The organism is Curvibacter sp. EU05-FHT14A10 (genome assembly GCF_058791075.1).
On sequence record NZ_JBYTDE010000051.1, the window covers coordinates 1 to 590 of the forward strand.

Genomic DNA, 590 nt, shown 5'->3' on the forward strand with positions numbered 1-590 from the left:
GAACACCAGGATCACGATGGCCGCGTACACGTACAGCATCATCGGCAGCTCGCTCTTCTCCACCTCGTCGTTGATGGCGGCCAGCACCCCCGCGTTGCCCGAGGCCAGGCGGATCTGCACGCCTTCGCCTGGCCCGTCACCCGGGTTGGCCTTCTTGAAGGCCTCCACCGCCGCAATCACCCGGTTGATGGTGGCAGCCTTGTGGTCGGTCAGGAACAGGTGCACCGCCGTCATGCTGCAGTCTTTGCGCATGGTGCCGCGGATGCGCCCGATCTCGGTGGCCAGCGCCGCGTAGTTGCCCGGGTCGATGGGCACCACGCTCATCTTGGGGTTGCCTTCGTTGTAGCCCTCGTTGTACAGCCGCATCTGGCCCGAGAACGAGGACACCGACAGCACCCCCTGCACGGGCTGCAGCGCCCAGGTGAAGCGGTCCTGGTACAGGCCCAGGTTCACGTTCTCGCACAGGCTGGCGGCCTCGGGGCTGCCTTCTTTGGCGGTGCTCTCGAAGACCACGGTGAGCCAATCGAGCCCGGTGTCGAAGTTGCTTGAGATGGACACCGCGTCGCGGTTGAAGCGGGCCTCGGGGCGCA

At 66.1% G+C, this 590-nt stretch carries 1 pseudogene; it reads right to left on the reverse strand.

Going from position 1 to position 590, the window contains the following annotated elements:
• Positions 1-590, reverse strand: a pseudogene (locus tag AC3WUT_RS30175) (RND family transporter); the annotation flags it as partial.